The organism is Azospirillum sp. RU38E, assembly GCF_900188385.1.
Taxonomy (GTDB): Bacteria; Pseudomonadota; Alphaproteobacteria; order Azospirillales; family Azospirillaceae; genus Niveispirillum.
Window position 1 is genome coordinate 522,950 of sequence record NZ_FZOI01000001.1, and the last position, 25,596, is coordinate 548,545.

The window sequence follows — 25,596 nt, forward strand, 5'->3', positions numbered from 1 at the left end:
CAGGCACACTAAACCCAAGGGATTGGCTTGCCGGGTGTTGCGGGGTTTCGGGATGTTGTTGCCTTATCTGGGCGGGGTGGATGCCCTGCTGCTGCTGGTGATTGCCATCGTGCTGGATGCCTGTGTGGGTGACAGTCCCTGGCTGGCCCGCCTGCTGCCTACCCCAGCCACGCTGGTGGCCCGCCTGACGGCCCGGCTGGACCGGCGATTGAACCGTATCGACCGCAGCGAAGCCGCCCGGCGGGCACGGGGTGCGCTGGTCAGCCTCTGCCTGCTGCTGGGGGCGCTGTCGCTGGGGCTGGTGCTGGCCTTTGCCTTCCGGGAGGTGCGCTGGGGGGCGGTGCCGGAACTGCTGCTGCTGGCCCGCGCCCTTTCCATCCGCAGCGCCTGGACCGGCATGGGCCAGACGCTGAAAGCCCTGGAAAGCGGCGGGGTGGAGGCCGGGCGGGAGGCTGTGGCCCCCCTGACCGACCGCCAGACCTGGAGCCTGGATATCCATGGCGTGCTGCGTGCCGCCATTGAAGGCGGGATGCTGCGGCTGGCCTGCGGGCTGGCGGCCCCCTTGTTCTGGTATGCGGTGCTGGGGCTGCCGGGCCTGCTGGGCTGGGCCGCGATTGACGGCATGGCGCAGGTGATCGGCCATGACGTGCCGCGCTTCCGCCAGTTTGGTGGTGTGGTGCGGCAATTGCGCCGGCTGGCGGGCTGGCCGCCGATGCTGCTGGCCACGCTGGCCCTGCTGCTGGCCGGGCTGTTCGTGCCGGGCTGCAAGGCGCTGGGCGGCTGGCGGGAGCTGGCCACGGCCCGCCGCCATCCCTGGGGGCCGCTGGCCCTGCCGGTGGCGGCCGCTGCCGGCGCCCTGGATCTCGCCATGGCCGGTCCCCGGCGGGAGGGTGAACAGGTGGTGAAGGAACCCTGGCTGGGCCGGGGCCGGGCCCGGGCCACCAGCCGCGACCTGCGCGCCGCCATGGCGCTTTATGGTGTGGCCGGCCTGCTGCTGGTGGGGTTGACCGTCTCCGCCGGGTTGATCGCTGCCGGCCTAGGCCTGTGAAGCAAATCAAGCATAGACCAAATATAGGCCATCATATCCCCTTTATGGCGAAAGCCAGTCCTTTGCGGCAGAAATGGGACCAAACGTAAGAACCTCTTTGACTGCCATATGGCAAGTTCTTGAAAAATCTAAACAGCGCAATTTTTCCCGATTTTTGGTGCTGGTCTGCGGAACAAGTCCGCCGTGACGTCGTTCCTTGTGCGATGCCGGGTTGGACATCACCCATCAACTGGGTCTTCTGATCGCCCCACCCAGGCAAAGTCCGGCAGCCGCCATGATGGTGGCGCCGACTGACATGCTGGCAAGGAGACAGACATCATGCATAAGACCACCAAGGCCGCCCTGATCGCCGCCGCTTTGATCGCCGCCCCCGCCACTGCCGCTTTTGCGCAGATCGATCCGCTGGAAAATCTCAGCCAGCCGGGCCGCGATGCCTATGCGGTCTATCTGAAGCTCTCCAGCCCGAAGGCCTTTGCCGTCGCTGAAGATGGCGCCATCGGTTACAGCGCTGGCGGGGACAGCGCCACCGCCCGGGCCAATGCCCTGGCCCGCTGTGGCGAGGTGACCAAGGATGATTGTCGCATCTTCTCCGTTGACGGTCAGACCGTGGCCGAGGTGAAGGGGCTGAGCGCCGAGCTCGCCCAGCTGGCCCGCGCCAATACCGATGCCGCCGACCTGAAGGGTGAGGTGCTGGCCGATTATCAGAAGGCCGAAGGGGCCAAGGCCATTGCCATGTCCAGCGACGGCGCCTTTGGCTGGGTGGTCCGCGATAGCGAGGAAAAGGCCCGCCAGGATGCGCTGGCCCAGTGCCAGACCTATGGCAAGGAATGCTCCATCCAGGCCTCGGCCCCCGCGATGAAGAATTAACTCCCTAATTTAACTGGAAAACAGGAACGGCCGTCACCTTAATCCCCATCGGGTGGCGGTCGGCAGACCGGCGGGGCGGGGCCATATCCCCTGACCCACCCCGTTCCGCCGGTTCTTCCTGCCAGCGAAGGGCGGCCCTCTCCGGGCCGCCCTTCTTGCTTGGGCGCGCCCGGCGGGGTAAGCCTTAGCCCGACTGGGACGGCCGGCGTCGATCCTTGAAAAGACAAGCCTGAGGGGGAAACACCATGCGTCGCATCGCTGTCATCGGGGCCGGGGCCTGGGGCACAGCGCTGGCCATGGCCGCCGCCCGCGCCGGGGCCGAGGTGGTGTTGCAGGCGCGGGAGGCGGAGCTGGTGGAAACCATCAACCGCAGCCGCGAAAACAATATCTATCTGCCCGGTATCCAGCTGGACCCGGCGATCCGCGCCACCCAGGACATGGGTGATGCGGCGGCCAGTGATGCCGTGCTGCTGGTGACGCCGGCCCAGCATCTGCGCACCGCCTGCCGCACGCTGAAACCCCTGCTGGCCCCCGGTACGCCGGTGATCATCTGCGCCAAGGGCATCGAGATTGAAACCGGCGCGCTGATGAGCGAGGCGGCAGCGGCCGAACTGGGCGGACAGCCGCTGGCCGTGCTGTCCGGCCCTACCTTCGCCGCGGAGGTGGCCAAGGGCCTGCCGACGGCGGTGACCCTGGCCATCACGGATCAAGCGCTGGGCCGCCGCATCGTGGCCGCCATCGGCGGCCGCACCTTCCGTCCCTATCTGTCGGATGATCTGATCGGGGCGCAGGTGGGTGGGGCGGTGAAGAATGTGCTGGCCATCGCCTGCGGCGTCGTCCATGGCCGGGCGCTGGGCGATAATGCCCGCGCCGCCCTGATCACCCGTGGTCTGGCGGAAATCGCCCGGCTGGGGATGACGCTGGGCGCGCGGCCGGAAACCCTGATGGGCCTGTCCGGCCTGGGCGATCTGACGCTGACCTGTTCATCCCTGCAATCGCGCAACATGTCGCTGGGGGCGGCCCTGGGCCAGGGCCGCACGCTGGAGGAAGTGCTGGGCGAACGCCGCTCCGTGGCGGAGGGGGTCTATACCGCCCGCGCCGTGGTGAAGCTGGCGGCAACCAAGGGTGTGGACATGCCGCTGTGCCAGGCGGTAGACGCCCTGTTGAACCATGCCGCCAGCCTGGACAGCGTGATTGACGGTCTGATGACCCGGCCCTTCAAGCATGAGATGCTGTGAGGGGATTGGCCCGCCCTGGAACAAAGCCGCTGCGCAATCCCACCAGCCCGTAAAAAGCAAAGGCGGCCACCTGGATGGCCAGGAACAGGGCGATATCGCCCAAACCGGCGAATTCCCCCACCGTTCCCAGCCGTTCGGCCAGGGCGGGCAGCGGCAGGTCCGGGCTGCCATTCAGCAGGCCGAACAGCACATTATTGATCAGGTGGATGCCCATCGCCGCTTCCAGCCGCCCGGTCTGGAAGCTGACGGCAGAAAGGAACAGGGCGGTGGTGAAAATCTCTGCCCGCACGGACCACAGGCTTTCATTGATGCCGCCTTCATGCGCCAGGGTGAACAAGGCGGCGGACAGCAGGGCCACGGCCGGCCGGTTGCGGCATAAAACCATCAGACCCTGGGACAGGTAGCCGCGGAAAATCAGTTCCTCCGTGCTGGTCTGAAAGCTGAACAGCAGGATGGTCAGCGGCGTCAGCAGCAGGAACGCCCCCCAATCCACCCGCACCGGCCCGATATCGCCGGCCCAGAACCCATAGGCGAAGGTGGCCAGCAGCGGCAGGGAAAACACCAGGGCCGAGCGGCCGATCATGCCAATATCCAGTCGCCGACCGGGGGCAATCAGGCTCATTGCCGGTTGATTGTGGACGAACCGCGCCGTCAACAGCACCAGCGGCAGCCCCAGAATGGTGGAACCCAGCAGCAGATAGGAGAAGAGATAGCCGCTGGCTGATTTGCCCAACGCCACCAGGGCACCGCCGGCGAGCAGGTTGACCCCAATATAAAGAAAGCCAAAGACCAGCAGGGCGACCAGATAGGAGAGGCGGGAATGGTCATGCACCAACCCGTACCGGTCCACGGGCACGGGGGAGGGGCGGGAAGGGGAGGGGAGGATCATGCTGTTTCCGCGTGCGGTGCCGGCTTGCCGCGCCAGCCATGTTCAATGAAGCCGGTGCGGATGCCCAGCAGCCAGTAAAGCAGAAACAGCGCCGCCAGGATAAGGGCGGCGAGTAGCATGGCCAGGATTGGGAAGGTGACCGTCCCGTCCGGTTTCATCAAATCGGACATGCCGGGCAAACCTTTCCCCTCGGTTCCGAACAGTGTGAACAGGATATTATGGGCAAAATGTACCCCCATGGCGGCCTCCAGCCGACCGAACCGCCAGGTCAGGTAGGAGGCGAACAGCGACACCCCCCAGTAGAAAACCTGTCTTTCCCCACCATTCCAGCCATGCAGCAGGCTGAAAATCACCGCCACCGGCAGGGCCGCGACAGCCGCATTGCGAAACAGAACCTGAAAGCCCTGGGCCAGATAGCCCCGACAGAAAGCCTCCTCCGCTGCTGTCTGCAGGGCGAATGCCGGCAGCATGGCCGGCAGCCAGAGCAGCGTTGTTACCGACGGCATCGTCACTTGAATGTCGTCATCAAAAGCTGATAACAACATCAAGGGGCTGAGGCAGAACCCGTAAATCAGGACTGCGCGTAACCACATGCCCCCATCCAGCCGCTTGCCGGGGGCAATCACGCTCATCAGGTCACGGCCTTGCAGGCGCAGGGTCCAGTGCAGGGCCAACAAACTAAAGCCCAACAACGATAGCTTGCCGATTTCCCGCAACCAGGGCGTGATCGGGCCTTCTGGTGTGCCGATGGAACTTAGATGATATATACTTCCAAATATCCCAAGGGCGATTGAGATAAAGAAGTATATAAATAAGAATATAAACGACCCACCCGCATGGTGTCCGACGGATAGTTTCATTTCTGTCGCCAGTTTGTGAACTGGCGTGTTCGGGTGGTGCTGAATAAAATTTTGATACTCATAGTTATTATTCATAACTTTACCTATATTTGGTTAAAGTTATTGATGATTTATCCGTTTCCGGGCAGATGCACCGGGGTAGCCGGGTGACAGATCAGAAATGCCTGATAGCGGCTTTCGTCGTCGCTCACCTGAACCTGCGCGATAAAATCGGGTCGATTGCTTCCTATAAGTTATATCGCACCCCTGTTGCGCGCAAGTGGCGCCTATCCCTCCCGCTCTTCACCCCCGCGCCAGCCCTGCTCGACAAACCCGCTGAACAGGCCGAGAAACCAATAGCTGGAGGCCACGGCCCCCTGCATCAGCAGCACGCCCAGCAGCCGGTCGGGGTCCGGCGGCTGGAAGCCGACTGCTTCATCAAAGCCGCTGACAGAGGGCAGGCCGCTCTGCGGCCGGGCCAGGAACAGGGTGACCAGCAGATTATGGGCGAAATGCACGCCCATGGCGGCTTCCAGCCGCCCGGTGCGCCAGGTGAGGTAGGAAAGGCCCAGCGACATGGCCAGGAACATGGCCTTTTGCTCCCACCCCACGTTCCAGCCGCCGCTGTCATGCAGCACCAGGAAGAAGATGGCCACCGGCAGGGCGGCCAGCGCCGCATTCCCCAGCAGCACCTGCAGCCCCTGGGCCATATAGCCGCGGAAGACAATCTCCTCTGCCGAGGCCTGGAAGATGAACAAAACCACCAGCACGGGCAGCATCAGCAGCAGGGAAAACGAGAGGGAGCCGACATTGATCTGGCCGTAATAGGCGGCAATCAGAATCATCGGCGCGAAGGCGGCGGCATAGGTGGCGGCAGAGCGCAGGAACATGCCGCCATCCAGTCGCCGGCCGGGGGCGATGACGCTCATCAGGTCGCGCCTCTGCCAAGCCAGCACCCATTGCATGAACAGGATGGCGCACCCCAGCGCCAGCAGATTGCGCAGGTTGCGCAACAGCGGGCTGTGGCGATCCACCCCGGTGAAGGTGGCAAACAGGTCTGACAGGGTGATGGCGGCATAGCCACCCAGCACCACCAGAATCATCAGCGCCACGAACCCGGCCAGATAGGGGCGAAACCCATCCCCCCGCACCACGCCCAACAGATGCACCGGCACCACTGATTCGGTGGTCCAGGCTGGTTGCGACCGGCTGCTGTCAGGCTGCTGCATGGTCCCTCACGCACAAACGAAAAGGGCGCCGCTGCTGCGACGCCCTTTCGGTCTAACTTTCATCCCGCATTCGCACAAGGGCGGGTCACGCCGACGGCGGCACGGTCAGACAATTCTGCCCCTTCTTGGCCAGCTGGCTGCAGGCGCGGCGCGCCGTCTTCTCATCCAGGCCGGTCAGGCGGGCGCGATAGATGGTGCCCTTGGCGGTGCTGACTTCCATCACATGTGGGGTGGCGCTGTCCAGCAGCGTGCCGGCCTGCTGGGTGGCGTGGCTGACAGCGCGCTGGCCCGCCTGCTTGTCATTGAAGGCGCCAACCTGGATCGACCAGCGGCCATTGGCAGTGGGCCGGGGCAGGGCGGCGGCCACCGGCGTGGCGGCCACGGCCTTGCGCGGCAGGGCGATTTCTTCCGCCCCGCTGACAATCTCGCTGGCCACGGTGGCCACCATGCTGCGTTCCGGCGCCTTTTCCTTCGGCTGCTTGCCCTTGGGCGGCTTGGACTGGTTGGCGGCCACCAGCATCGGCGCGCTCTTCTTGCCTTCAAAGGCTTCGTCCAGCAGATCGGCCATATGGTTGTCACGCCATGCCGCCGTCTGCCCGCCGAACACCACGCCGATCAGCCGGCGGCCATTGCGGGTGGCCGAGGCGGTGAGGTTGAAGCCCGAGGCATTGATGAAGCCAGTCTTCAGCCCGTCCATGCCGGGATAGCGCGCCATCAGCCGGTTATGGTTGCCATGGACAGCCCCCTTATAGGTGAAGCTGCTGGTGCTGAAGTAATTGTAATATTTGGCATGATCATAGATCAGGCTCTGCGCCAGCCGGGCCATGTCACGCGCAGTGGAAAGCTGGCCGGCATTGGGCAGGCCCGACGCATTGCGGAAGGTGGTGCGCGTCATGCCGATCTGGCGGGCGCGGTCGGTCATCATGCGGGCGAAATTCGCCTCCGTCCCGCCGATGGTTTCGGCCACCGTGGCGGCGCAGTCATTGGCGGATTTGGTCACCAGCGCCAGCACGCATTGTTCCACGGTGATGGTGTCACCGGGGCGCAGGCCCAGCTTGGACGGGGCCATGCTGGCCGAATGGGCAGAGACGGTCATCGGCTGGTTCAGCCGCAGCTTGCCAGCATCCAGCGCGTCGAAGACCATGTGCAGGGTCATCATCTTGGTCAGGCTGGCGGGGAAGTTGCGCGTATCCGCGCCTGCTTCATGCAGCACCTCGCCCGAGCGGGCATCAATGATGATGGAGGCATATTTCGCCAGGGCCGATGCCGGCACACCCAGTGACAGCAGGCCGGTCAGCACCAGGGCCAGCAGGCCGGTGCGTGTTGAGGGGCGCGCCATCGTTCGCTTGGCCGATGTTCCGAAATTCATGCGCCCTCTCCCCTGCCTGCCCGCATCGTCTGGAGGCACCGTAAATGCGAAGTTAATCAATGTCTAGCGTCAATCCTTTAAGAAATTGCCTTCGCGCTGGTCACTTTCTTGTCCTTTTACCAAACCTACACTTTCGACATACTTCGGAATGTCAGGCAGCGGCACTAGGACGGGCGGCAATGCGGTCGAACCATTGTTTGACCTGGGGCACCCGGTCATCAATGGCGATGCGCACCAGCCGGGGGAAGAAGGCGAGCGTGGTGAAGGCGGTGATGTCGGCGATGCTGAAACTGTCCCCGGCGATGAAGGGATGGCGGGCCAGATCGCCCTCCAGCATCGCCAGCCGCTGTTCCGCCAGTTGCTTCTGCGCCGCTGCATAGGCCGGTATCTGATTTTCCAGGGCGGCCATTTTGGGATGGGAATGGCGGAAGGCATTGGCGAAGGGCAGCAGCAGTTCGAATTCCATTCGCCGCTGCCACATCTCAATCTGGGCCTGCTCCAGCGCGGTTCTGCCGAACAGGTTGGGTTCCGGGTGAAGTGCTTCGATATAGCGGCAGATGGCGACACTTTCGCTGATCACCGTGCCGTCATCCAGTTCCAGCGCAGGCACCCGGCGGCTGGGCACGCGGGCGGCATAGGATTCCGCCAGATGCTCCCCCTTGCCGATGGTCACCGGCACGCGGGGGATATCCACGCCCTTTTCCGCCAGGAACATCCGCACCCGCCGGGGCGTGGGGGCGATGGCATCATCATACAGCTTCATGGAGCCTCCCTGGGGCGTGGATGGCGGTTTATCCGCCACCTCTTTTACGTTTCAGCGTTGATAGCTTCTCTACCATGCTGCGGCGCCATCGGCGCTAAGTCCGTCCTTTGGAATAAGGTGCCTTCCCCGCGAAAGCGGGGATCCAGGAGCGGTCAGAACCACGCTTGAGTGCCCTTGGCCCCTGGACCCCCGCTTTCGCGGGGGAGGCACGCAGGGTGCAGGTGGCGAACTTAGCGCCTATGGGCCGCAGCCAGACTGAACAAACGCTAATTCCCGCTCTTATTCCTTCCCCTCCAGCCGCAGCCGCAAGGCCAGCAAATCCTTCCAGGCTTCCCGCTTGGCGGCGGGGTTGCGCAGCAGATAGGCTGGGTGCAGCATCGGCATGGACGGCACCGGCCGGGCCAGACCGGGGCTGTGATAATCGAACCAGCGGCCGCGCAGGCGGGTAATGCCCTCCGTCCGGGAAAGCATGGCCTTGGCGCTGATGCCGCCGGCAAAGATCAGGATATCCGGGGACATCAGTTCAATATGCCGGGCCATGAAGGGCAGGCAGGCGGCGATTTCCCCGTCGGTGGGGCTGCGGTTGCCGGGCGGGCGCCAGGGCAGCATGTTGGTGATATAGACGGCCTTGGCAGGGTCGTCGGCCATGCGGTCCAGCCCGATGGCACCCAGCATCAGGTCCAGCAGCTTGCCGGCCGGGCCGACAAAGGGCAGGCCCTGCCGGTCTTCATTTTCCCCCGGCGCCTCCCCCACCAGCATGATGCGGGCCTGCCGGCTGCCCATGCCGAAGACCAGATGGGTGGCTGTCTTCTTCAGCGCACAGCCCTCAAACGCGGCCAGCGCATCCTTCAGCGCATCCAGATCCTGGGCGGCGGCGGCGGCGATACGGGCCGACTGCCCCGCCTCTGCCGCTCCCAAGGGGCCGGGATCACTGCCTTGTAGTGGGGTCTGGGTTGTTACCTGCGCATATTGTCGCGGGGCAGAGGCGGCGGCGGGGCTGGTCGCACGCGCAGGCGCGGGGGCAGGGCCGCCGGTTGACGTTACTGGCGCAACGTTCCGCGCCCGTGCGGAGAGTGCGGACCAGTCCACCGGCTCGTCGCCAATGGCCTCATCCACCCCGGCATCCAGCTGGAATCGAAGGGCGGCGATGGTATCGAGCAAGGCATTCATGGTTTGACCCTACCACCGGCCTATGCTGTGTTACAGCCACGAAACGCCGGCCCATCGATCAAGGCCGGCAGTCAGCCAGCTTCCGGTCCCCCTCAGGCCCCGTCAGTGGGCCACGCCGGTTCGCTTGGCGACATCCAGCGTGGGATTGGGCAGGGAATGGAACGCGAATCGATGGAATATGATGTCGTGATCGTCGGCGCGGGGCCTTCGGGCCTCTCCGCGGCGATCCGGCTGAAGCAGCTGGCGGCTGAGAAGGGCCAGGAAGTCAGCGTCTGCGTGCTGGAAAAAGGCTCGGAAGTCGGCGCCCACATCCTGTCGGGCAATGTCATCGACCCCAAGGCCCTGACGGAGCTGATCCCCGACTGGCAGGAGAAGGGGGCCCCGCTGAACACCCCCGTCACCGACGACCGGTTCTATGTGCTGTCGGACAAGGGCGGCATCCGCGTGCCCAACTTCCTGCTGCCGCCCTTGATGCATAATGACGGCAATTACGCCATCAGCCTGGGCAACCTGTGCCGCTGGCTGGCCGGTCAGGCCGAGGAGCTGGGGGTGGAGATCTATCCCGGCTTCGCCGCTGCCGAGGTGCTGTATAATGAAGACGGTTCCGTGAAGGGTGTCGCCACCGGCGACATGGGCATCGGCAAGGATGGGGAACATACCCATAACTACACGCCGGGCATGGAACTGCACGGCAAATACACCTTCTTCGCCGAGGGGGTGCGCGGCAATCTCTCCAAGCTGTTGATGGAGAAGTTCAATCTGCGGGCCGATTGCGATGTGCAGAAATATGGCATCGGCATCAAGGAACTCTGGCAGATCGACCCGGAAAAGCATCAGCAGGGCCTGGTGATGCACACCCAGGGCTGGCCGCTGGACAGTAGCACCGCCGGCGGTTCCTGGATGTACCATCTGGAAGATAATCAGGTTTCCATCGGCTTCGTGGTGAACCTGGATTACCAGAACCCGCATCTGTCGCCGTTTGAGGAATTCCAGCGCTTCAAGCAGCACCCGTTCATCAAGAAATATCTGGAGGGCGGCAAGCGCCTGTCCTATGGCGCGCGCGCCATCAATGAGGGCGGCTTGCAGTCCGTACCGGCGCTCAGCTTCCCCGGCGGGGCGCTGATCGGCTGTTCGGCCGGTTTCGTCAATGTGCCCCGCATCAAGGGCACGCATAATGCCATGAAGACCGGGATGCTGGCGGCAGAGGCCGCGTTTGAGCGGCTGGCGGCGGGTGCCGGGGCTGGCGACAAGCTGGATAATTACGAGCGGGCCTGGAAGCAAAGCTGGGTCTATGAAGACCTGTACAAGGTCCGCAACGTCAAGCCGGGCTTGAAGGCCGGGCTGCTGCTGGGCAATCTGCATGGCGGCATCCAGATGTGGCTGCATGATCTGGGCCTGGGCAAGCTGCTGCCCTACACCCTGCACCACAGCAAGGCCGATCATGAAAGCCTGGTGCCGGCATCGACCGCGCGCAAGATCAAGTACCCCAAGCCTGACGGGGTGATCAGCTTCGACCGGCTGTCCTCGGTGTTCATCTCCAACACCAATCACGAGGAAAATCAGCCGGCGCACTTGAAGCTGAAAGACCCGACGGTGCCGATCAGCCATAATCTGCCGCTCTATGACGAGCCGGCGCAGCGTTACTGCCCGGCCGGCGTCTATGAGGTTGTGCGCGATGATGATGGCAATAATCCGCGCTTCGTGATCAACGCGCAGAACTGCGTGCACTGCAAGACCTGCGACATCAAAGACCCGACTCAGAATATCGTCTGGACCGTGCCGGAAGGCGGCGGGGGGCCGAACTACCCGAACATGTGATGACATGGCGAAAGGCCCGGACCGGCGACGATCTGGGCCTTTTTGTCAGGGGCGTGATCGGCGCGGAATCATACCAATCCGCCGAGGGTGTGACCCTTGGCGGATTGGAGGCCGGCGACTGCCGGCCCGCGCCACGTGGCGCGTAAGCCAAGGGCGCGGATGCGCCCGCCCGGCGACTGAGGGAACGCAAAATCTCCCTGGATCGGTCACGATCAAGGGAGATTGGAATCAGAACAGGTTCAACAGATCCTGCTGCGACGGGCGCGCCTCCCCATCGGCCGGGTCGGTCGCTGTCATATCCACCAGACCCGCCCCAAGCCGGACATTGCGTGTCCAACGTCGGGCAATGTCCAGCTGGTGGCGGGCGATTTCCACATCCGCCCGTTCCCGCCAGCTGTTTTCCGCCCGGCGCAGGGCGGGGCCGATGCCGCCGATAATTTGGCAGCAGGTCTCCCGGTCAATCTTCATCCGGTCGATCTGGGTGATCAGTGTATTGAAGCTGCGCGCCATTTCGGCCCGCAGTGCCGATGCGCCCCCGTCTGTTTCCAACGAGACGAGGGCGGAGCGTGTCAGGCCGTGCGCCTGTTCGATCAGATATTCGATGGCCGTTGCTCCGCGATCATCGTCGAATGCCCGGCGGGCGCCTGAAATCCCGGCACCCCTGAAACAGCCCGCCCTTGCAGACGATATGCATCAGGTAGCAACCGTGACCAGACACGCGCTGCGGGACGTTGTTCGTCAATCCTGAAGGGAAATAGCAGAAAACCGGCATCGGTCTTCCGTGTCGACCCTCTGAAACCTCCCTGTGTTGCTAAACAGTTCATGCTGTTCGGCGGGCGGGGATATAAAACCTTGTCATGATGCTGCAACCGATATTCTTGAACTCGATGGCAGGCGGATAGAATCCGTCGCGCCTAATAGTGTCGCTCTTGTTCCGCTGTGATGTCCAGCAGTTTCCAATCGACACCATCTCGGCGACGGTGCTTGTTTTTCACGATCAGGTTTCCGGAGGTGCAGCGGTCAGGCCCGCTGCACCTTGGTCAGGAAATCCTCCATGGCGCTGCGCAGGCTGCCCTGCTCCCGCACCACCTCGCCCACGGCTTCACTGACGGCACCGGCGGTTGCACCCGTCTGCTGGCTGGATTGGGCCAAGTCGGCGATGGTGCTGGTCACTTCTGCGGTGCCCTGTGCCACCTGCTGCACGCTGCTGGAAATTTCCCGCGTGGCGGCGCCCTGCTCTTCTACGGCCGCCGCGATGGCGGCGGTGCCTTCGCTGATCCGCTGGATCATGTTGGTGATGGCCTGAATGGCCTTAACAGCTGCCGCCGTGGTGCCCTGGATATTCTGCACTTGCACGGTGATATCGTCGGTGGCCCGTGCCGTCTGGGTTGCCAGGCTCTTCACTTCCGAGGCGACGACGGCGAAGCCCTTGCCGGCTTCCCCGGCGCGGGCAGCCTCAATGGTGGCATTCAGGGCCAGCAGGTTGGTCTGGGCGGCGATCTCGCTGATCAGCCCCACCACATCGCCGATGCGCTGGGCTGCATCACTCAAGGCTTCCACGGTGCGGTTGGTATTGGCGGCCTGATCGGTGGCCAGTTGCGCCATGTCGGCGCTGGCCGTCACCCGATGGGAGATTTCGGCGATGGAGGCTGACAGCTCCTCCGTCGCCGCAGCGACGGTCTGCACATTCTGAGAGGTCTCTTCGGCTGCGTTGGAGACCATGCTGGCCTGTTCACTGGTTTCGCTGGCGATCTGCCGCATCATGCCGGAGGTCTGGTCCAGGGCCTGGGTGGCGCTGCCGATATTGCTGAGCGCCTGTTGAGCCGCGAGATCAAAGGCCTGGCAATAATCATGCAACAGGCGGGCGCGTTCCAGTTCGGCAGCCTGCCGGGCCACGGCCTCCTGTTGCAGCCGCTGGGCCTCACCCGCACTCAGGCGCAACGACTCCAGCGCCTTGGCGACGCCGCCCAGCTCGTCCGGATAGGCTGCTGGCGGTACGGGAACCGAATAATCCTGGCGGGAGAGATGGCCGATCGCTTCCCGCAACATGCCGGTCGGTCCGGTCACCCGGCGGCGGATGGCCAGGATACCGAAGATGGACAGGGCAATGGCCCCGATCAGCCCCATCCAGGTGGGTACCAGCAGCATCAGGGCGGCGCTGCGCTCCTGCTCTGCCCGCTCCACCGCCAGATCCAGCGCGCCATAGGCGATGGCCAGGATGCTGTCGAAGGGCTGGTTGCAGGTGGCGGTATAGGCAGCCGGTTCCATGGCTGGCTTGCCACTGCCATCCAGTTTGCCCACCAGCTCATTGATGGCCTTCTGCGCTTTGTCGACATTGCCGGCGGCCAGGGTGATGGCATCGCGCAGGGCGGGGCTGGTGCCGGGACGGCGGGCGATTTCCCCCAGCATGGCCAGATCGATGCTGTATGCACCGTTACGGCTGTGCCAACGCTGGGCGATGTCCGCTGTCAGGGGTTTGCTTTCATTGATGAAGGGGCGCAACAGGGAGCATTGCGCCCCCATATTGTCGCGCAGGCGCCACGCGGCCTCCCGCGTGACCATCAGTTCGCCGATCCGGGCGTCCAGCTGGCGGATGTTCTGCGCGGTGGTGGTGGCGGCCCCTTCCAGGGCATCGGCGGCACCCAGCACGGCCTGACGCCAGCCATCGGTGGCGGCCAGCTTGCGATCCGCGCGGGGTTGGGCGATCTGGCTGGCAACGCCGCTCCATTCCGCCTCCATTCGTTTCTGCGTTTCTTCCACCTTACCTTGAACGGCCGCCTTGTTGGTGATTTGGGCGTCGGCCAGCAGACGCACCGCCTCCTGATAGGCGGTGCGGGCTGCCGCGCGCGCCTCTTCCACGGTTTTGCCGGGATCATCCTGGGAGACGATGGCGGTCTGTATCCGGGCGATCTGTGCCCGTGTTTTCACCACCGCGTCGAACAGGGCCCGGTTCGACAATGTATCCGCCACAATGGCGCGGGCACCATTGAACTGTTTCAGCGAAGAAATCGACAGGGTCACCACGGCGGCCAGCAGACCGCACAGCATGACGATCTGAATTCCCATCAGTAACCGTGACACCGATGTCTTGAACATGGCCTGTCGATCCCTTCTCCGGTTGGCAATATTTGCCCGCCCGTCATGTAAGACGGCATTCCAGCAGATGCATCTTAGGCGCATCCCCTCCATCGGCAATGCGCGGATCAGTAGCCATTCGGTTATGGTAACCAAATGATTATAACGGGGTGATGTAAAAAGGGGGCGCGCGTTGCACGCCCGTCGCCCGGCGCTTGGCGGTCATGCTGACGATGGCGCTTGGCTTCCGCGCGCATCCGCGCTAAATAGGCCGCCACCGGGGAGTCGGGGCGCTGGGCGCCCGTCGGCTTGCCCGGTTTTTTTCGTGCGGGTATGGTTTGCTCACCGTGGGCCGTCCCGCCCTCTGAACACTCGACCTCACCACGCCGGGTCGGTTGATCTTTTTGACACGACGCTGGACGACGGAGCCCTTCTTATGCCCCGCACTACCCCGCTTTCTGATATTCGGAATATCGGCATCATCGCCCACGTCGATGCCGGCAAGACGACCACGACTGAGCGCATCCTGTACTATACCGGTCGTAAGCACACGATCATCGACGTTCATGATACCAAGGATCTGAAGACGTCGACCACGACCGACTACATGGAACAGGAACAGAAGCGCGGCATCACGATTCAGTCGGCTGCCGTGTCCTGCTTCTGGAAGGGCAAGAAGATCAACGTCATCGACACCCCGGGCCACGTGGACTTCACCATTGAGGTGAACCGCTCGCTCCGCGTGCTCGACGGCGCTGTCGTGGTGTTCGACGGTGTGGCCGGCGTTGAGCCGCAGACCGAAACCAACTGGCGCCTGGCGGACAACTACAAAGTGCCGCGCATGTGCTACATCAACAAGATGGACCGCTCGGGCGCGAACTTCCGCCGCACCGTGAAGATGGTCGTTGATCGTCTGGGTTCCCGTCCGGTCTGCTTGCAGATGCCGATCGGCTCGGAAGACGATTTCCACGGCCTGGTCGATCTCGTCGAGATGAAGGCTTATGTCTGGTTCTCCGAGGAGAAGGACAGCAAGTGGGAAATCTGGGACGTTACGGACGATCTGGCTGACAAGCTGAAGATCACCAACGCCTATGACCGCGAGCTGCTGTCCCAGTACAAGCAGTACCGTCAGGACCTGGTCGAAGCCTGCGTGGAGCAGGACGACGCGGCCATGGAAGCCTATCTGGAAGGCACCGAGCCGGACGCCGACAAGTTGCGCGAATGCATCCGCAAGGCAACGCTGAGCGGCGCCTTCGTGCCCGTTCTGTGCGGTTCTTCCTACAAGAACAAGGGCGTGCAGCAGCTGCTCGACGCCGTTGTCTGGTACCTGCCGGCCCCGACCGACGTGGAAGCCATCAAGACGGTGGATCCCGATGGTAACGCCAATGGCGAACGTATCTGCTCCGACGACGAGCCGTTCTCGGGCCTGGCGTTCAAGGTGCTGAACGACAAGTACGGTTCGCTGACCTTCGTGCGCGTTTACTCCGGTGTCGTCAGCAAGGGTACCACCCTGCTGAACGCGACCCGTGGCAAGCGTGAGCGCGTTGGCCGTATCGTGGAAATGTTCGCCAAGGACACCAACGATCTGGAAGAGTGCCGCGCTGGTGACATCGTCGCCTTCGTGTCGCTGGCCGAGACCGATACCGGTGACACCCTGTGCGATGCGACCGCCCCGGTTGTGCTGGAGCGTATGCGTTTCCCCGAGCCCGTGATCTCCGTCTCCATCGAGCCGAAGAACCGTGCCGACCAGGACAAGTTCGGCGCCGCCATCGGCAAGATGGTCCGCGCGGATCCGTCCCTGCGTCTGGAAACCGACCGTGAAACCGGTCAGACCCTGCTGCGCGGCATGGGCGAACTGCACCTGGAAGTCACCTTGGACCGCGTCCGCACCGAATATGGTGTGGAAGGCGTCATGGGCCGTCCGCAGGTCGCTTATCGCGAGACGATCACCCGCAACGTCACGCACATCTACACCCACAAGAAGCAGACCGGCGGTTCGGGCCAGTTCGCCGAAGTGAAGATCATTTTCGAACCGAAGGAACGTGGCGAGGGCTACGAGTTCGTCGACCAGGTGGTTGGCGGTACGGTGCCGCGCGAATACATCCCGTCGGTCGACAAGGGCCTGCAGATGCAGAAGGAAGACGGTGTCATCGCCGGCTATCCGACTGTGGACTTCAAGGCCACCCTGATCGACGGTAAGTACCACGACGTCGACTCGAACGCCCTGACGTTCGAAATCGCCGCCAAGGCTTGCTTCCGCGAAGCCATGAAGCTGGCCGGTCCGGTTCTGCTGGAACCGATCATGAAGGTCGAAGTGGTGGTTCCGGAAGATTACCTGGGTGACGTGATCGGTGACGTGAACCGTCGTCGCGGCACGATCCTGGGTCAGCTGGAGCGTGGCAACAACATCGCCGTTGAAGCCCATGTGCCGCTGTCCGACATGTTCGGCTATATCGGCCAGCTGCGCGGCATGACCTCCGGTCGCGGTTCGTTCACGATGGAATTCTCGCACTATGACCCGGTGCCGAAGAACGTCGCTGACGAAATCGTTGCCAAGCAGGGTAAGAACAACGGCTGATTTCCGGCTGTTGGTTGAGTTGGAAAGCGGCCGTCCCGAAAGGGGCGGCCGTTTTTCTTTGGTTGTTCAAGCCCCGATAAGGCTGCTCCGATGCTGGATAAATTTGCCCCCGCCCTGTTCGTGCTGCTGTGGAGCACCGGTTTCATCGGCGGCAAGCTGGGTTTGCCCCATGCCGAACCGCTGACTTTCCTGCTCTGGCGGATGGCACTGGTGGCGGTGCTGCTGGCGGGGCTGGCGGTCTGGACCAAGGCGCCCTGGCCGGCCAGCCGGCGGGAGGCGGGGCATATTGCCCTGTCCGGGCTGCTGGTGCATGGCGCCTATCTGGGCGGCGTGTTCGGTGCCATCCATCATGGACTGCCGGCCGGCACGGTGGCGCTGATCGTGGGCTTGCAGCCGGTCTTGACGGCGTTTGTTGCAGGCCCACTGCTGGGCGAAAGGCTGCGCCCGTTGCAATGGGCTGGTCTGGGGCTGGGCCTGATCGGCGTGGCGGCCGTGGTGTGGGAGAAGCTGACGCTGAAGAATGGTGATGGCTGGTCGCTGGTATTGGCCGGCGTGGCCCTGATCGGCATCACCGCCGGCACGCTCTATCAGAAGCGGTTCTGCACCGGCATGGACCTGCGCAGCGGCACCGCCCTGCAGTATGCCGCCACAGGCACGCTGTTCGCTGTGCTGGCGCCGTGGCTGGAGACGATGCGGGTGGATTGGACGTGGGAATTCGTCTTCGCCCTCGGCTGGCTCTGCCTTGTCCTCTCCGTGGGGGCGATCTTCCTGCTGTTCATGCTGATCCGGCGGGGTGCCGCGTCACGCGTGGCCAGCCTGTTCTATCTCACCCCGCCGGTCACCGCCCTGATGGGCTGGGCCCTGTTCGGGGAGGTGCTGGGGCCGCTGGCACTGGCCGGCATGGCGGTAACGGCAGCCGGGGTGGCGCTGGTGCTGCGGAAGGCTTGACGGTACGCTGAACATTCTGTACTGATCGGTAAAATAGAAACCGATCGGTACAATGAGGATATCGTGCGCCACTTCATCACCAGACATCAGCCGGCCCAGCCCTGGCGCGTCACGCTGCTGGCGGGGCTGGGTGGCCTGCTGGCCATCGGCTGTGTGGCAGCCCTGTCCAGCTATATGCACGCGCCGCTGCTGATCGCGCCTTTTGGTGCCAGTTGCGTCTTGCTGTTCGCCGCCCCCAACAGCCCCCTGTCCCAGCCGGCCCATGTGGTTGGCGGACACGTGCTTGCCACGGCAACCGGTCTGCTGCTCCATGCCTTTCTGCCCAATGAATGGTGGGCGGTGGCCCTGGCGGTCGGATTGTCCATCGCCTTGATGAATGCCTTGCGGGTGACGCACCCGCCGGCGGGTGCCGATCCGCTGCTGGTATTTGCCTTGTCGCCGGGCTTGGATTTCCTGCTGGTGCCGGTGCTGGCGGGCGCCTGCATGTTGGTTACTGTGGCGGTTCTGTTCCACCGCGCCAGCGGCGTCACCTATCCGGCAAAGCCCGTCTGATGGCGCGGCTGGTGGCGGAACGGGCCGATGTAATCCCGCTTTTGGCTGAGGCGTTCCGCGCCTATGGCTATGAAGGGGCCAGTCTCAGCCGGCTTTGTGAGAAGACGGGTTTGGGCAAAGGCAGCCTGTATCACTTTTTCCCCGGTGGGAAGGAGGAGATGGCGGGCGCTGTTTTAGGTGAGATCAGTCATTGGTTTGAACGCCAGGTCTTCCAGCCATTGGATAATCTGCCGCCGGTGGAAGGGGTGGCTGCCATGCTGGCGGCGGTGGATGCCTATTTCCAGTCGGGCCGCCGTATCTGCCTAGTGGGGGCCTTTGCACTGGACGATACACGTGACCGGTTTGCAGTGGCGGTGAATGGCTATTTCACCCGCTGGCAACAGGCGCTGTCCGGGGCCTTGCAGCGGCTGGGATTCGCCGATGTTGAAGCGGAACGGCACGCCCGCGCCGCCCTCAGCATGATCCAGGGTGCCCTGGTTCTGTCCCGTGCGCTGGGAAATGAGCAACCGTTCCGCGATACGATAACGGCTTTGACCGCCCAGTTGCGCCTGCCCGGCGCATAGGCCATATCCGTCCCCACCAACCGGCTTGCTTCTGCCCGACGGCGTGGATAAGGTCCGGCCTTCCCTGATCGAATTTGAACGAGGCATCCCATGTCTGACGCGGCAACCTCTACCGACGTCGGCGGCATCGCGGCCGACCGGCTGCGTTCCTTCATTGAGCGCATTGAACGCCTGGAGGAAGAGAAGAAAGGTATCATGGACGATATCAAGGATATCTATGCCGAGGCCAAGGGTACCGGCTTCGATACCAAGATCATGCGCCAGATCATCCGCATCCGTAAGATGGAAGCCAATGACCGGCAGGAAATGGAAGCCCTGCTGGACCTCTACAAGTCGGCGCTCGGGATCGAGTGAGCCGGCCAGCGGGAAGGGGGCCTCGGCCCCCTTTTGCTTTTTGAGTGAACACCCTTGACGAAGGCGCCGCCTTCTTGAAGGGTGGTTTATCCGCGACGGGCGTTAACCAACCGTCCCGCGCCTCCAGCCGTTGGAGTTCCATGCTCTCCCTGGACGTGCGTCCCATCTTCTATGTCATCGGTGCGCTTTTGTCGGTCCTGGCCCTTGCCATGGCCATGCCGCTGGTGGCTGACCTTGCCGCCGGTGCCGATGATTGGCGGGTCTTTGCCGTTTCCTCGGCCCTGACCCTGTTCTTCGGCGTGCTGCTGATGCTGATGAACCGGACAGAGCGAATTGCGCTCTCCCTCCGGCAGACCTTCATCCTGACAACGGCAGCCTGGGTGGTGGTGTGCTTCTTTGCCGCCTTGCCCTTCATGTTTTCCGCCCAAGGCCTTTCGGTCACCGACGCCTATTTTGAGGCAATGTCGGGCCTGACCACCACCGGGGCATCGGCTTACCTCACCGTGTCGGTGCTGCCGCCGGGCGTGTTGCTCTGGCGGTCGCTGCTGGTCTGGTTAGGCGGTATCGGCATTGTCGGCATGGGGATCGTCATCCTGCCCTTCCTGCGGGTGGGCGGGATGCAGCTGTTCCGCAGCGAATCATCCGACAAGTCGGACAAGGTGGTGCCGCGTGCCGCCGATATGGCGCTGGGGTTCGGCTGGGTCTATCTGGCCCTGACCTTCATCTGCATCGTCAGCCTGCGGCTGGCGGGGATGCCGATGTTCGATGCCATCAACCATTCCATGACGGCGCTGGGCACGGGTGGCTTCTCCATCCAGGACACCTCCATCGGCTACTATCAGAATCCGGCGGTGGAATGGGTGCTGACCCTTTTCATGTTTTTGGGCAGCCTGCCTTTCGTCCGTTATATCAGCTTGGTGCGTGGGGATTATGGCTCGCTCTGGCGGGACAGCCAGATCCGCACCTATGTCATTTTCACCGTCATCGTTTCGCTGGGGCTGGCGCTTTATCTGGTGGTAACGGACCGGTTGTCGGCGGGGGAGGCCATCCGCCATTCCTTCTTCAACTGCGTCTCCATCATCACCACCACCGGCTTTGCCTCGCTGGATTATCTGCAATGGGGGCATGGACCCATTGCCCTGTTCTTCATCCTGACCCTGGTGGGGGGCTGTACCGGTTCCACCTCCGGCGGGATCAAGATGTTCCGCTTCGAGATTCTCTGGCTGGCCTTGCGGACCCAGGTGAACCGGCTGTTCAGCCCCAACCGCGTGCTCCCGCTCACCTATAATGGCAAGCCGGTGGATGCCGATGTCATCATCTCGGTGATGAGTTTCACCTTCGTCTATATCGCCCTGATCTTGATCTTCGCCGTGCTGCTGGGCATGACGGGGCTGGATTACACCCACGCCATTTCCGCCGCCGCCACGGCGCTGGGCAATGTCGGCCCGGGCCTGGGCGGCATGATCGGGCCGGTCGGCAATTATGAGCCGCTGCAGGATGGGGCCATCTGGGTAATGTCGCTGGCCATGCTGCTGGGCCGGCTGGAATTGTTCACCGTGCTGGTCCTGCTCAGCCCCAGTTTCTGGCGCCGCTGATTCTCTCACTCTCGACCTTTCCACGCCCCTCATTTAAACATATGTTTGAACGAGGGGCGGTGAACAGCCCCGGTAAACGGGAGGACAAGGCCGATGAGCCGCATGGACCGGCGCGAGATCGCGTTTCTGTTGGATGGGTTGCTGGATCTGGGGCCGCTGCTGGCGCGCGACCGTTTCCGGCATCTGGACCGTTCTGACCTGGATCAGGTGCTGGATGTGGCGGATGGGCTGGCGGCTGACCTGTTCGCCCCGCATTACCATGCGGCCGACCAGCAGGAGCCGGAACGGATTGACGGCAAGGTGGTGATGCTGCCCGCCGTCAAGACCGCCGTCGATGCCTTTGCCGAGGCGGGGTTCCTGGCCGCCCATCATGATGAGGATGTGGGCGGCCAGCAATTGCCCTGGTGCATCGTACAGGCGGCCTTCAGCTTTTTTCAGACGGCCAATGTCGCCACGGCGGCCTATCCGTTCCTGACCATCGGGGCGGGCAACCTGATCCGCGCCTTTGGCAATGCGGAACAGCAGGCCCGGTTCCTGGGGCCGATGCTGACCGGCCGGTTCTTTGGCACCATGGCCCTGTCAGAACCGCAGGCCGGCAGCAGCCTGGCCGATATCCGCACCCTTGCCACGCCCAACCCGGATGGTTCCTACCGCATCACCGGCACCAAGCAATGGATCAGTGCCGGGGAGCATGAGCTGTCGGAGAATATCATCCACATGGTGCTGGCCCGTATCCAGGGGGCGCCGGCGGGGGTGAAGGGGATCAGCCTGTTCATCGTGCCGCGTTACCGGGTGGGCGATGATGGTGCGCTGACGGGCGATAATGATGTGCGGCTGGTCAGCCTGCTGCACAAAATGGGCTATCGCGGCACCACCAGCACCATCCTGTCCTTTGGGGAGGAGGGGCGGTGCCAGGGCTTCCTGGTCGGCCAGCCGCATCAGGGACTGTCCTATATGTTCCAGATGATGAATGAGGCGCGGATCGGCGTGGGGCTGGGGGCGGCAGCGCTGGGCTATGCCGGTTATCGCTATTCCGCCGATTATGCCCGCACCCGCCCCCAGGGCCGCCCGCTGGAAGCGCGCGACCCGACCACGCCGATGGTGCCGATCATTGAGCACGCGGACGTGCGCCGGATGCTGTTGCAGCAGAAGGCGGCATCGGAAGGGGCGCTGGCGCTCTGCCTTTATTGCGCCCGGCTGGTGGATGAGGAGCGCACCGCCCCCGACGAGGCCGCGCGCAAACAGGCCAGCCTGCTGCTGGAACTGCTGACGCCGATCGCCAAATCCTGGCCGTCGGAGCATTGCCTGGAAGCCAATAAGTGGGCGATCCAGATTCTGGGCGGCTATGGCTATACCCGCGATTACCCGGTGGAGCAGTATTACCGCGACAACCGGCTGAACCCGATCCATGAAGGCACCTATGGTATTCAGGCCAATGACCTGTTGGGCCGCAAGGTGTTCATGGGCGACGGTGCCGCCCTTGCCGTGCTGGCAGAGGCGATGAAGCAAACCATCACCCAGGCCGCTGTCGTGCCCACCCTGGCCCCGCTGGCCCAGTCGCTGGCCCAGGCCCTGGAACGGGTAGGGCAGGTGACGGCCCTTCTGGGCCGGGTCCGCGCCGAAGGCCAGATCGCCCTCTGTCTGGCCAATGCTACGACCTATCTGGAAATGTTCGGCCATACGGTGCTGGCCTGGATCTGGCTGCGGCAAGCCCTGGTGGCGGAAGCCTCGCTGGCCGCCGGCACCGGCGACACCACCCACCTGAACGGCAAACTGGCCACCTGCCGCTGGTTCTTCGCCCATGAACTGCCAAAAACCGTCACCCAGGCCGCCATCCTGAGCAGCCTTGACCGCACCACTCTCGACACGGCCGCCGACTGGCTGTGACCAATAGTCCGGGGTCCAGGGGCCTCGCGGCCCCTGGATAGTGCTTTTTCCACCCTGTTCCTGCTATGGTGCGCCGCGAAGACACCCTCGCAACCGGACATCCCCTCGTGGCTGAACCCGCCCCCTTCCTGACCGACATCTGGTATTTCGCCATGCCGTCCGCCGCGCTGACGCGGGGGGGAATGCAGGCCAAGATGCTGCTGGGCCAGCCGCTTCTGTTCGCGCGTGGGAATGACGGGGCGGCCTTCGCCCTGCGCGACATCTGCCCACATCGCGGCATTCCGCTTTCCTGCGGCCGGTTCGACGGGAAAGAGGTGGAATGCTGTTATCACGGCTGGCGCTTTGATGGCACGGGCGGCTGCACCGCCATCCCGTCGCTGGTGCCGGGGCAGGATTTTGACCTGTCCCGCATCAAGGTGCGCCGCTATGCGGTGGCAGAGGCGCAGGGCAATCTCTGGGTCTGGATGGGGGAGATGGCGCCGGATGGTCCGCCGCCGCAGATGCCCGACATGGAAGGCCGTGCCCCCAACCTGACAGAGGTGATGGAATTCCCCTGCCATGTTGACCATGCCGTGGTCGGCCTGATGGACCCGGCGCATGGGCCGTTTGTGCATCAAAGCTGGTTCTGGCGGTCAGCCAAGAGCATCCATGAAAAGGCCAAAGCCTTTGGGCCGGCGCCCTTTGGCTTTGCCATGAAGCGGCACAAGCCTTCCTCCAACTCCGCTGCCTATAAGCTGTTGGGGGGCGCGCCGGAGACGGAAATCAGCTTCCGCCTGCCGGGTATCCGCACCGAACATATCGTTGCCGGTCGGCACCGCATCGTCAACCTGACGACGGTGACGCCGCTGGATGCCAACCGCACGGAAGTGACCAACAGTTTCTACTGGACGCTGGGTTGGGCCGATCTGGCCCGCCCGGTGCTGCGCCGTTTTGTCCGCCGTTTCCTGGGCCAGGACCGCGATGTGGTGGTGTTGCAGCAGCAGGGCCTGCGTCATGATCCGACACTGATGCTGATCAAGGATGCGGATACGCAGGCGCGCTGGTATTACCAGCTGAAGAATGAGTATGGGCGCGCAAGGGCAGAAGCGCGCCCGTTCGTGAACCCGGTCAAGGATACGGTGCTGCGCTGGCGAAGCTAGGGCTTTGCCAGCTCGCTGACACGCTGATCTCCCGCTCCCTCCGCCGCTGTCGGCTCATTGCCGCTCATGCTGTCTTTCTTGGCCGCCCATGTCAGCAGCGCATCCAGCGCCGGGCACAGGGCCTGACCCCAGGGCGTCAGGCAATATTCCACCTTCGGCGGCACCTGATGGTGGACGATTCGCCGGACGATTCCGTCCGTCTCCATCTGTCGCAGCTGCTGGATCAGCATCTTCTGGGAGATGGCGGGAATGGCCCGTTCCAGATCAGAGAAGCGCAGCACCTGGCCCCCGAACAGGTGGAACAGGATTATCAGCTTCCACCGCCCTTCCAGGAGCTTGAGAGCGTCCTCGACCCCTTTGGCGGCCGATTCTTTCGTGTATGGGATAGACATACTTTTCCGTAAGTACCTTACTTTTTCGTGCGTTCTTGCATAATTTTCAGCATGGGCCATTTTCGAGAACCAGACAAGACGAACTGGAGATCGATCATGCCTCTCACGCTGCCCCCGCCCATCGCGGCTTATTTCACGGCGGATGCCGCCGATGGCGCGGCCGTTGCCGATTGTTTCACCGCCGATGCCGTGGTGATTGACGAGAACGATACCCACCAGGGGCGGGACGCCATTGCCCGCTGGAAAGACGCAGCCGCGGCGAAGTTCAGTTACACCGCCCAGCCCACAGCCCTGGCCCCCCAGGGCGACCGGCTGATCGTAACCGCCCGGGTGGCAGGCAATTTCCCCGGCAGCCCGGTGGACCTGCGCTACGATTTCACCCTCACCGGTGACGCCATCGCCCGGCTGGAGATCGTCCCATGAGCGGCTATCTCGGTCTGGAAGGAAAGAGGGCGCTGGTGACCGGTGGCACCAAGGGTCTGGGGGCGGCGTTGGTTCAGGCCTTGCTGGATGCCGGCGCGCGCGTCGTCGCCACAGCCCGGACGGTGCCGGAGGGGGCGGCGTCCGGGCTGCATTATATCGCCGCCGATCTCATGACCGCGGAAGGATGCGCTACTGTTGCGGGCGGTGTGCTGGCGCATTTCGGGGGCCTTGACGTCCTCATCCATGTCGTGGGCGGGTCCAGTGCGCCGGCCGGCGGCTTCGCGGCCCTGGGTGATGAGGAATGGCGGCGGGAGATCGATCAAAATCTCATGTCCGCCGTCCGGCTGGATCGCGCGCTGCTGCCCGCGATGCTGAAGCAGGGCACGGGTGTCATCATCCATGTCACCTCCATCCAGCGTCAATTGCCGCTGCCGGAATCCACCACGGCCTATGCCGCGGCAAAGGCCGCCCTGTCGACCTACAGCAAAAGCCTGTCGAAGGAAGTGGCGCCCAAGGGTATCCGGGTCGTCCGCGTCTCGCCGGGCTGGATAGAGACTGATGCTTCTGTCGCACTTGCCCAACGGTTGGCGCAGGAGGCCGGTACCGATTATGAAGGCGGCAAGAAGATCATCATGGATGGGCTGGGCGGCATCCCGCTGGGCCGGCCGGCAAAGCCGGGCGAGGTGGCTGATCTCATCGCCTTCCTCGCCTCCCCCCGCGCCGCCGCCATCACCGGCACGGAATATGTCATTGATGGCGGCACGGTTCCGACGGCGTGATCCCATCGGCATGAAATCATGACCGATGGTCAAGCTTTCGTGCTCCTCAATTGCCGGCGGCAGCATCCGCCGTCTGCTGCC

At 63.6% G+C, this 25,596-nt stretch carries 23 protein-coding genes; 14 read left to right on the forward strand and 9 right to left on the reverse strand.

The window, feature by feature from the left end:
* Positions 1 to 52 precede the first annotated feature (52 nt).
* The 3 genes from CHB97_RS02235 to CHB97_RS02245 all read left to right on the forward strand — a co-directional run bounded on the left by CHB97_RS02235 (position 53) and on the right by CHB97_RS02245 (position 3,153).
* A complete protein-coding gene (locus tag CHB97_RS02235; protein ID WP_089286294.1) occupies positions 53 to 1,048 on the forward strand; it encodes a cobalamin biosynthesis protein in 996 nt (331 codons plus the stop codon).
* A gap of 318 nt (positions 1,049 to 1,366) precedes the next feature.
* Positions 1,367 to 1,915 carry a DUF4189 domain-containing protein gene (locus tag CHB97_RS02240; RefSeq protein ID WP_089286295.1) on the forward strand — a complete coding sequence of 183 codons (549 nt, stop codon included), beginning with the start codon at positions 1,367 to 1,369 and terminating at the stop codon, positions 1,913 to 1,915.
* Between the two features lie 245 nt (positions 1,916 to 2,160).
* On the forward strand, positions 2,161 to 3,153 hold the full coding sequence (locus CHB97_RS02245) for an NAD(P)H-dependent glycerol-3-phosphate dehydrogenase (protein ID WP_089286296.1): 993 nt from the start codon (positions 2,161 to 2,163) through the stop codon (positions 3,151 to 3,153).
* On the opposite strand, the gene CHB97_RS02250 is transcribed toward CHB97_RS02245, so the two are convergent.
* From CHB97_RS02250 to CHB97_RS02275, 6 genes are all read right to left on the reverse strand, one after another.
* Positions 3,134 to 4,042, reverse strand: a complete 909-nt coding sequence (locus CHB97_RS02250) for a CPBP family intramembrane glutamic endopeptidase (RefSeq protein WP_089286297.1) — start codon at positions 4,040 to 4,042, stop codon at positions 3,134 to 3,136. The two genes, CHB97_RS02245 and CHB97_RS02250, sit on opposite strands and share 20 nt — an antisense overlap.
* Positions 4,039 to 4,977, reverse strand: coding sequence for a CPBP family intramembrane glutamic endopeptidase (locus CHB97_RS02255; RefSeq protein ID WP_089286298.1), 939 nt, complete (start codon positions 4,975 to 4,977; stop codon positions 4,039 to 4,041). Before CHB97_RS02255 ends, CHB97_RS02250 begins: the two co-directional genes overlap by 4 nt.
* 191 nt (positions 4,978 to 5,168) lie before the next feature.
* On the reverse strand, positions 5,169 to 6,110 hold the full coding sequence (locus CHB97_RS02260) for a CPBP family intramembrane glutamic endopeptidase (protein ID WP_089286299.1): 942 nt from the start codon (positions 6,108 to 6,110) through the stop codon (positions 5,169 to 5,171).
* An 85-nt stretch (positions 6,111 to 6,195) separates the two neighbouring features.
* On the reverse strand, positions 6,196 to 7,479 hold the full coding sequence (locus CHB97_RS02265; RefSeq protein WP_089286300.1) for a D-alanyl-D-alanine carboxypeptidase: 1,284 nt from the start codon (positions 7,477 to 7,479) through the stop codon (positions 6,196 to 6,198).
* Between the two features lie 151 nt (positions 7,480 to 7,630).
* Positions 7,631 to 8,242, reverse strand: coding sequence for a glutathione S-transferase family protein (locus tag CHB97_RS02270; protein WP_089286301.1), 612 nt, complete (start codon positions 8,240 to 8,242; stop codon positions 7,631 to 7,633).
* Positions 8,243 to 8,521: 279 nt separating this feature from the next.
* Positions 8,522 to 9,412, reverse strand: coding sequence for a uracil-DNA glycosylase (locus CHB97_RS02275; RefSeq protein WP_089286302.1), 891 nt, complete (start codon positions 9,410 to 9,412; stop codon positions 8,522 to 8,524).
* Between the two features lie 156 nt (positions 9,413 to 9,568).
* Between CHB97_RS02275 and CHB97_RS02280 the strand changes: the two genes are divergently transcribed.
* Positions 9,569 to 11,230 carry an electron transfer flavoprotein-ubiquinone oxidoreductase gene (locus CHB97_RS02280; protein WP_089286303.1) on the forward strand — a complete coding sequence of 554 codons (1,662 nt, stop codon included), beginning with the start codon at positions 9,569 to 9,571 and terminating at the stop codon, positions 11,228 to 11,230.
* A gap of 228 nt (positions 11,231 to 11,458) precedes the next feature.
* Here the strand turns inward: CHB97_RS02280 and CHB97_RS02285 are convergent, their stop codons facing one another.
* Entirely contained in the window at positions 11,459 to 11,740 is a 282-nt protein-coding gene (locus CHB97_RS02285; protein WP_089286304.1) for a hypothetical protein, read from the reverse strand.
* Between the two features lie 510 nt (positions 11,741 to 12,250).
* On the reverse strand, positions 12,251 to 14,326 hold the full coding sequence (locus CHB97_RS02290) for a methyl-accepting chemotaxis protein (protein WP_160105487.1): 2,076 nt from the start codon (positions 14,324 to 14,326) through the stop codon (positions 12,251 to 12,253).
* A 415-nt stretch (positions 14,327 to 14,741) separates the two neighbouring features.
* On the opposite strand from CHB97_RS02290, the gene fusA reads away from it, so the two are divergent.
* The 8 genes from fusA to CHB97_RS02330 all read left to right on the forward strand — a co-directional run bounded on the left by fusA (position 14,742) and on the right by CHB97_RS02330 (position 23,921).
* Positions 14,742 to 16,883 carry an elongation factor G gene (gene fusA / locus CHB97_RS02295; protein ID WP_089286306.1) on the forward strand — a complete coding sequence of 714 codons (2,142 nt, stop codon included), beginning with the start codon at positions 14,742 to 14,744 and terminating at the stop codon, positions 16,881 to 16,883.
* A 90-nt stretch (positions 16,884 to 16,973) separates the two neighbouring features.
* Complete coding sequence (locus CHB97_RS02300; RefSeq protein ID WP_089286307.1) at positions 16,974 to 17,831, forward strand: DMT family transporter; 858 nt, start codon at positions 16,974 to 16,976, stop codon at positions 17,829 to 17,831.
* A gap of 63 nt (positions 17,832 to 17,894) precedes the next feature.
* On the forward strand, positions 17,895 to 18,383 hold the full coding sequence (locus CHB97_RS02305) for an HPP family protein (RefSeq protein WP_089286308.1): 489 nt from the start codon (positions 17,895 to 17,897) through the stop codon (positions 18,381 to 18,383).
* Positions 18,383 to 18,946, forward strand: coding sequence for a TetR/AcrR family transcriptional regulator (locus CHB97_RS02310; protein ID WP_089286309.1), 564 nt, complete (start codon positions 18,383 to 18,385; stop codon positions 18,944 to 18,946). The genes CHB97_RS02305 and CHB97_RS02310 overlap by 1 nt, the downstream gene beginning before the upstream one ends.
* Positions 18,947 to 19,036: 90 nt before the next feature.
* Positions 19,037 to 19,300: a DUF2312 domain-containing protein gene (locus CHB97_RS02315; protein ID WP_089286310.1), complete on the forward strand. Its 264-nt coding sequence runs from the start codon at positions 19,037 to 19,039 to the stop codon at positions 19,298 to 19,300.
* A gap of 140 nt (positions 19,301 to 19,440) precedes the next feature.
* Positions 19,441 to 20,895: a TrkH family potassium uptake protein gene (locus CHB97_RS02320; protein WP_089286311.1), complete on the forward strand. Its 1,455-nt coding sequence runs from the start codon at positions 19,441 to 19,443 to the stop codon at positions 20,893 to 20,895.
* Positions 20,896 to 20,988: 93 nt separating this feature from the next.
* Complete coding sequence (locus CHB97_RS02325; RefSeq protein WP_089286312.1) at positions 20,989 to 22,782, forward strand: acyl-CoA dehydrogenase; 1,794 nt, start codon at positions 20,989 to 20,991, stop codon at positions 22,780 to 22,782.
* A 107-nt stretch (positions 22,783 to 22,889) separates the two neighbouring features.
* Entirely contained in the window at positions 22,890 to 23,921 is a 1,032-nt protein-coding gene (locus CHB97_RS02330; RefSeq protein ID WP_244559351.1) for an aromatic ring-hydroxylating dioxygenase subunit alpha, read from the forward strand.
* On the opposite strand, the gene CHB97_RS02335 is transcribed toward CHB97_RS02330, so the two are convergent.
* Entirely contained in the window at positions 23,918 to 24,313 is a 396-nt protein-coding gene (locus CHB97_RS02335; protein ID WP_089286314.1) for a helix-turn-helix domain-containing protein, read from the reverse strand. The two genes, CHB97_RS02330 and CHB97_RS02335, sit on opposite strands and share 4 nt — an antisense overlap.
* A gap of 96 nt (positions 24,314 to 24,409) precedes the next feature.
* On the opposite strand from CHB97_RS02335, the gene CHB97_RS02340 reads away from it, so the two are divergent.
* Both CHB97_RS02340 and CHB97_RS02345 read left to right on the forward strand, forming a co-directional pair.
* Complete coding sequence (locus tag CHB97_RS02340) at positions 24,410 to 24,736, forward strand: nuclear transport factor 2 family protein (protein WP_089286315.1); 327 nt, start codon at positions 24,410 to 24,412, stop codon at positions 24,734 to 24,736.
* On the forward strand, positions 24,733 to 25,515 hold the full coding sequence (locus CHB97_RS02345) for an SDR family oxidoreductase (RefSeq protein ID WP_089286316.1): 783 nt from the start codon (positions 24,733 to 24,735) through the stop codon (positions 25,513 to 25,515). The genes CHB97_RS02340 and CHB97_RS02345 overlap by 4 nt, the downstream gene beginning before the upstream one ends.
* Positions 25,516 to 25,596: the final 81 nt, after the last annotated feature.